The sequence below is a fragment of the Salicola sp. AFF1 genome, assembly GCF_056783195.1.
Genome location: NZ_JBXAYL010000049.1, coordinates 1 through 6411, shown reverse-complemented (window position 1 = coordinate 6411; position 6411 = coordinate 1). Strand labels below are relative to the sequence as shown.

At 57.9% G+C, this 6411-nt stretch carries 7 protein-coding genes; all 7 read right to left on the bottom strand.

Annotated elements, in window-relative coordinates; genetic code table 11:
- Positions 1 to 703, bottom strand: a 703-nt coding sequence (locus AC1RQI_RS16050; protein ID WP_481905625.1) for a hypothetical protein, incomplete at its 3' end; no start/stop codon positions are given.
- Between the two features lie 10 nt (positions 704 to 713).
- Positions 714 to 1271: a BREX protein BrxB domain-containing protein gene (locus AC1RQI_RS16045; protein WP_481905624.1), complete on the bottom strand. Its 558-nt coding sequence runs from the start codon at positions 1269 to 1271 to the stop codon at positions 714 to 716.
- Between the two features lie 2 nt (positions 1272 to 1273).
- Positions 1274 to 1969 carry a hypothetical protein gene (locus AC1RQI_RS16040; RefSeq protein WP_481905623.1) on the bottom strand — a complete coding sequence of 232 codons (696 nt, stop codon included), beginning with the start codon at positions 1967 to 1969 and terminating at the stop codon, positions 1274 to 1276.
- 233 nt (positions 1970 to 2202) lie between these two features.
- Positions 2203 to 3381 carry a vWA domain-containing protein gene (locus tag AC1RQI_RS16035; protein ID WP_481905622.1) on the bottom strand — a complete coding sequence of 393 codons (1179 nt, stop codon included), beginning with the start codon at positions 3379 to 3381 and terminating at the stop codon, positions 2203 to 2205.
- Entirely contained in the window at positions 3378 to 4493 is a 1116-nt protein-coding gene (locus tag AC1RQI_RS16030; RefSeq protein ID WP_481905621.1) for an ATP-binding protein, read from the bottom strand. The genes AC1RQI_RS16035 and AC1RQI_RS16030 overlap by 4 nt, the downstream gene beginning before the upstream one ends.
- Positions 4490 to 5374 (bottom strand): hypothetical protein, encoded by an 885-nt coding sequence (locus AC1RQI_RS16025; RefSeq protein ID WP_481905620.1) that lies wholly within the window; start codon positions 5372 to 5374, stop codon positions 4490 to 4492. Before AC1RQI_RS16025 ends, AC1RQI_RS16030 begins: the two co-directional genes overlap by 4 nt.
- Before the next feature lie 189 nt (positions 5375 to 5563).
- Positions 5564 to 6310 carry a hypothetical protein gene (locus AC1RQI_RS16020; protein WP_481905619.1) on the bottom strand — a complete coding sequence of 249 codons (747 nt, stop codon included), beginning with the start codon at positions 6308 to 6310 and terminating at the stop codon, positions 5564 to 5566.
- Positions 6311 to 6411 lie beyond the last annotated feature (101 nt).

Genomic DNA, 6411 nt, shown 5'->3' with positions numbered 1-6411 from the left:
CAGGATGGAGAACGGGTGGAGGATCAATCTGACAGGAGCGCCGCCTGATGGTCATACACCAGATTTGACAATAACTCTCATGGAGGCTTTCAGCGACGTAGAAATTATCCAGCTCTTCTTCCCAGTCATCGCCTCGACTTTCTACCGCCTGCCTCACTTGTTGATAGATGCCCTCTTGCTTCAGCCAGAGCACAAAGCGCGCCATCGGGTATTGCGAGGGCAAACCGGCGGCCTTGAGGATGATTGAAAGTAACGCCAGCCGAACGCTCTTGTCTCGGGAGCTAGAACCAAGGGTTCCGGAAGCAGCAAACAAGCCGCCGTGTCGCTTCCCCGCTGTGCTCAACTCTTTAAATAGATTGTTGATTTCCTCGGGCAAGCCGGCAATCCCCCGGGCTGTTGCACCATCGGGGAATTCGATATTCAGCCACAGCGCACGCAGTATCTTCACCAGGTGGGATTTACCAGAACCAAAGAAGCCGCTGACCCACACGCCTGGCTGCTGGGCGCTATTGAAATTGCGGAGGAAGGAGTCGAGAACGTCCTGCATGCCATTCGCATACTGACCATCGCAAACAAAGGTCTCCAACTCGTACCGCAATACCTGCAGGGCTTGCTCGCTCGCATCATCGTTTACGGTAGCAACGCCCTCGTTCAGTAGCCGACGTTCAGAGGGATCAGTGCTATAGATGTCGCGATTCAACATACGTCTTTCCTTAGTTCAAAAAATCTTTATCAGCCCGGATTGGCGTGGCCAGGTAATTCCACCCGTCGTAACCATCGAGCAAACGGTAATTGTTATTTTCAAAACTGCCGGGGAAGAAAACGAGCAGTCGGCCTTTAACCATAGGCGCCACCCGGTCAACCAGCTCTTTGACTCGCACCAAGCCAAAGAGGGTCCCGACCCCCGAGAGGGCGACAACATGGTTATCACCAGCTCCTTCTCTTTCGATTTCGGCGCGAACATACGCCTCAAGCCAGTCCACGTACCGGTGTAGAACGGTGTTGAGGGCGCTTGGCATACGAAAGTATTTTTCAGCGTACTTCTGGGTGGCCATCCACTGCGGGAAAGAGTTGGTCAAATCGACACAAAGCCACTCATGCCCGCCACGCTGAGTTGCAAGCTCAAATTCGCCAACCTGGGCTCTCACCCGCAGTTCTTCACTTTCCGGGTAAACGCAAAAAATGACGCGCTGGGCGGAGGCCGCATCAGGCGGCCAGGGGCCCCTAATGAACCGTTCATAGGATTCGACAAGACGCTTAACTCTACTCATTCTCAGCCTCTTGGCTTAGGGGTCTTTTCAAGCTCAGGGAAACGCAATTCAATGACATCACCGATCCGTTTGAAGATGAACCAACCCCTGGTACTTGCCTGAGTGGCCAGATCCATCAGGGATTCTTCACGTGCATCCAGTAAGCGGCAGTACTCGCTCTTAAACAAAAACTCCCCCCGTGCCCCTTCCAGCAAGCCTAAAAACAATGCATAGGCAACGGCTCCCGGAGATGGCTCCAGGCGCTTACGTATCTTTTTCACTCGGCCCGCCAGGTGGCCTGACTTTGTTAGAGAACTGTTCACATTCTGAGCAGTCGACTTGAGCGTTGCGTTACTGAAGCGATCCGCATCTTCTTCCCAGATCATTTGCTCTACCTGCTCGCGCGTGACAACTGCACCTTCAGGGAACGCGAGAATCTTCGGTGCCGCCATCCTTAAGAGTGGATCCCGTGCAAACGCCGCCAAAAGGGCCAGCTGGCCATGCGCTTCTGTCTCTCGATCCCAGAAATATCGAAACCCGGAAAACACCGGAAAAGCGGGATCCAGGGAGTACAGATCCCTGAGGTGTCTGAAAGTTAAAGAGCGTGTCCGAGCAGAACGTTTTGCCAGACAGTTTTCATCGATGATCGCACTTTCATAGCGCTCTTTCTGAGCCTCAGGCGGGACAACATCGAATAACGCCTCCAGCTCTGCCAGCATCGTTGTCCGTGCTGTATGTACCCCACCTCCCTTATTCACAAACCCAAGTCGAGTATTTTGAACGTTGCGCATCGCTGCCTCTGTCGAATCTCACAAACCGGCTGCCGCTCTTGGTGACCTCCAAGTGGGGTCAATAGCTGCGGCCGTGATTGTACGATGTAAGCCACCATGCGGATATCGTTGACAGAGGCATAGGCCCGTGATGAACGATGACTCGTCCCTGTGAGCGGTAATCAATGGAAAGATTCCATGCTGTGGTCTGGCTGGACCCAGCTGACAGGGTATACCGCTCGGCGGGGAGGCATAGCACCACATCCATCTGAGAACATTACCAATGCTTGCGGCGGGTCCTGCTCAAGAACATCAAACACCGGTACAAAGCTCGTACCACCGCCAGCAGATACTTTCCAATCCTGCAGCTGATGAAGATCCTGCTCCGTCAACGTCTCGTCCCGCCGGATCTCGGTATCAAACGTGAGCATCCGCAGCGCCACCCGGTCAAAGCTCTTCAGAATCCCATACAGTTCACTCAAAAATTGCGGCACCTGATCCACACAGCTCCCGCTCGCATCTATCCCCACCGCGATGTTGAGCGCTTCGCCCTGGCGGCTTGGAAGGTACAGGCCTCGGTGGATGTGGCGGCGGTTGGGTCGGCTCCAGTCGTGCCCACCATGCGTTGTTTTCTGCAGGAATCTTAGTAAACGTGTGCGCCAGTCGATAGTGGGATTGCGGACTTTATTCACAACAATCTGGAGCGCCCCCGGCAGGTCCCCAAAGCCACTGCGGCTCTGCTGCGCGGTGCTAACCAGGCGCTGGCGCCAGCGGTCAGCATCCGCGTGCTGCGGTGTTCTTGGGCTGAAATCGGGATCCAGCTTGGTGTTGGTCAGCTGGGCGTGAGCACCCATGATATCGTGTGTATCGATTGGCAAGCCTTGATTGCATCCAGGATCCGATTCCAATTTCTGGTAGATGGTTTCAGCGGACTCTCCCTCAAATTTTCGGGCATAGAGAGCGTCCTCCGGGCAGTGACGAAGCATCTCCTTGAGCAGCTGGTTGATCTCGAAGTCGGTGGCGCGGTTCCAGCGGTCGTGATCCCGACCGAGCTGGCGGCGGAAGTGGCCCAGGGCGCAGTGCCAGACCTCATGGGCCAGTATAAAGCGCTGATCTTCAGCGCTACGGCCCGCCATGAACTGGGCGTTGAAGAACAGGGTCTCTCCGTCCGTTCCGGCAGTGGGCAGGCGGTCGTCCACCACCGGCTGGAGGTTGAGGTGCATGAGCAGCTTGGCGGTGAACGGCTGCACGGTCAGCAGCAGGAGGCGTTCGTCTTCCAGCTGTTTAAGCATGCGGTGTTTCAGGGCCTGATCCGCCTCGGTCAGGGTCCCTATTGATTGGAGCGCGGTGGTACTGCTCATGCGGCATCTCCCTGCAGGTTCACATGGCGGCTGAAGACGGCCCCGTGTTGCTGGCTCCACTGGGCAAAACGGGCATGGCCAAACAGGGCTTCGGCCCGCTGTTCGCGCTGGTTGGCGCTCGCTCCCTCCATGGCATCGAGCATCGCCAGAGTCGCGAAATCAGAGCTCATGACCTCACTGATGCGGAAGAAGCGCTCCACCCGCGTCTGCCGGTGTTCTTTCGGGCCCTTCCACAGGTACTGGGCCAACGCCGTGGCAAAGGCGTAGCGCTGGTCCGCCCGCTCCGGAAAAGAGGGCTCAATCCGCCCTTCCAGCATCGCCTCGATGTCCGGCAGGTCCTTGGACTGGCGGCGGAAGGCGAGAAATTCGGTACCGGCGCCCTGCCCCACCAGTCCCTGAATCATCAGACTCAGGCTGTCTTCGGGCAGCTGATCCCCGCCGTGGCTGAGTGTCTGCGCCACGCGCGTCCAGCTGCGCGGGCTGGGCCAGCCCCGTTCAAGGTCTCTTTCCATGGCAAAGAAGCATTCCGGGCGAAACCGTAGAAAGCCAATCACATCGGGATGCAGGCCCTCACGGGAGGCCCACTGACACCAGGTTTCCAGATCGGCCTCCAGCTCAAGGTGGCAGAATCGGTTGGCCAGCGCACTGGAAATGGTGTGCGCCACAGCCTGATCCTCACTGCGGTTGCCGGCGCCAACCACCAGCCATTGGACCGGAAGCTTATAGAGATCGCCCAGGCGCCGATCCAAAATCATTTCATAGGCGGCGACCTGCAGGGAGCGGTCGGCGGCGGTGAGCTCATCGAAAAGGATGATGCCGCGGCTTTCCGGGTCACGCGGCCACTCGCCGGAGAGCAACCAATCCACGTGGTCGTCCTTGGGTACAGGCAGGCCGCGCAAATCCACGGGCTCGCGCTGGGCCAGGCGCAGGTCCATGAAGTGGATCCCCTGCTCCCTGCAGACATCCCGCACCAGGGTGCTTTTCCCCACACCTGGCGGGCCCCAGAGCATAATCGGGGGCAGCTCATGGGCCAGCTCGGGCTGCTTCTCCAGAAGCTGGACCTGGTGGGTGAGGATCTGTTTGATCTGTTCGGGTGCGGCTGTGGTGGTCATTCGGCCTCCTCGGTTTCTGAAACAGGTTCCGGGCGTAGAGCCAGCTGGAGAAAGGTGCTGCGCAGGCGCTGTGGGTCGGCTCCGAACCCAAAGGTCTGCTGAATCCAGGTATCGCTGGCCTGGGAGAGCCGGATCGCGCGCATGCGTATTTCGGTGGGCTGGTGGGCCAGAAGCCGCTCAAACACCGCCAACAGCATTTCCAGGCTCAACCCAGTGGTCAGCAGTTCCAGGATGGCTTTGCGAATAGGGGCGGCCACGCGGTCTGTCTGCACGAGCCATTCCAGCCGCCGCGCCAGAGCACGACCTTCACGGCTTCGGCTCAGTTCCCGGCCAATGGGAGATTCCGCAGTCTGTTGCAGGGCATCAGCCATGACCTTCTGGTCCTTGGCATCAGCCTCCGGCTGCAGGGCATGGTTTATCAGCGCGCTGAGGGCGGTCACGGAGCGCCCCTGGCTTACAAGCACAGCGGCATAGTGCTGTGCTGATTCGCAATGCGTCCGGCAGTAACGCCAGATGCCAAGGTCCGCCAGCAATGCCTCCTGAGCAAGATCCTCCGGTAGGTTCCAGGCCCAGTTCTTCTCGGCTCGCTGGAGCTCGCCCCGGGTCAGTTCGAGGGCCTGTTTACGGTTCCCCCGCTTGAGCTGACGGGCCAGCAGTTCCTGGCGTGCGCGCCAGACGCGGGCGGGATCCACACCAGCATCACAGAGGGCTTTCAGTGAGCGCAGCGCCGTGACCACTTCATTGCGTCTAAAGCGGTGGGCCAGAGCCCTCAGCAGTGCGTTCACATGGCTGTGGTCACCCTCTTCAATGGCCGTGAGGTGGCGGTGGAGTGTGGATTCATCCATGAACAGCCGGGAGCCGTTGAGCAGCGAATCCGGCACGCTTCCGTAGCAGTCCGTGGGAACGCCCCGCAAAAGAGCCCGGCTGAGGCTGGTTCAAGCGCTAGTGCTGACGAAGGGGAAGAGCAGAACGAAGGAGGGGAGACGATTGCCAGTTCTCCGTTGGCGAGCAAGCTGCGTTCGCTGGGGTGAGGGCAAACAGTAAGGCCTATCCTTGGCCTTACGTCGAGATCACTTTTTCGGAAGCCCGTAGATGGCGGTAAGGTCATCGACAATACGGGCGCATTCCTCTTTGGGCAACCTGTGAGCTTCCTCGCCCCATACCTCTTCAAACTGTTTCGCCGGAACGAGGACGCCCAAGGTGCTCCCAACGAGAAACCAGTCGAAGTCTTCCTTGTTAAGCTCTCGTCTTTTGGCTTCCCGGTACGCTCTGAACCAGTAGTCGCGCCGACCCAGCTCGTAATACTCGTTTGCCCTACGAATCGCTGGGTCATCGCTCTTCCGACCACGCTTAACCTCCAGAACGTGAAAGGCCTTGTTGCTCCAGTACATCAGGAGCATTAACAGTATCAGCGGCAGTGTAATCAACCCCAGCAGAGTTCGCCCTATGGGGTTTCCCATAGATGGGTTGAAGTGCCGCCAAGCATCGCCCATCGGGGTTGCAAGCCGGTATGTGACCTGACAGGCCGACCAGAACCCGATTATGACCAGACCGATGAACCAGAAAGGGATTCCGAACGTCGCAACAAGCAGCCCCAGCAGAGGAGAGGCGTAAGCCAGACCGGCAAGAATAGCAGCGATGAACAACCACCAGCCAAGCATTTTGCCACTTTCAGATGCCAGCGTTGCGTTGGTGTTGACGAGCGCTGCAGCTTTGGAGCCAGTGTTACCTGTTGCGTCAACCTGAACGCCAGGTCGGCCGTGAGCCAACAGCTTGCTTGTCATGTGATAGTCGGTGATTTCGGCTGTGCTTGGCATGCGATGCCTCCCTTGCTTCTTCATTTACTAATCCGAAATAAAGTAGCCGAACATTAGTCGGAGATATAAGCCAGTTCGGGGTGCTGAAAAAATGACTTCAG

Excerpts from the sequence above, each read along its gene's own strand:
- AC1RQI_RS16045 (WP_481905624.1), bottom strand. The coding sequence starts at position 1,271 with ATGAGTAGAGTTAAGCGTCTTGTCGAATCCTATGAACGGTTCATTAGG.
- AC1RQI_RS16040 (WP_481905623.1), bottom strand. The coding sequence starts at position 1,969 with ATGCTGGCAGAGCTGGAGGCGTTATTCGATGTTGTCCCGCCTGAGGCT.
- AC1RQI_RS16035 (WP_481905622.1), bottom strand. The coding sequence starts at position 3,381 with ATGAGCAGTACCACCGCGCTCCAATCAATAGGGACCCTGACCGAGGCG.
- AC1RQI_RS16030 (WP_481905621.1), bottom strand. The coding sequence starts at position 4,493 with ATGACCACCACAGCCGCACCCGAACAGATCAAACAGATCCTCACCCAC.
- AC1RQI_RS16020 (WP_481905619.1), bottom strand. The coding sequence starts at position 6,310 with ATGCCAAGCACAGCCGAAATCACCGACTATCACATGACAAGCAAGCTG.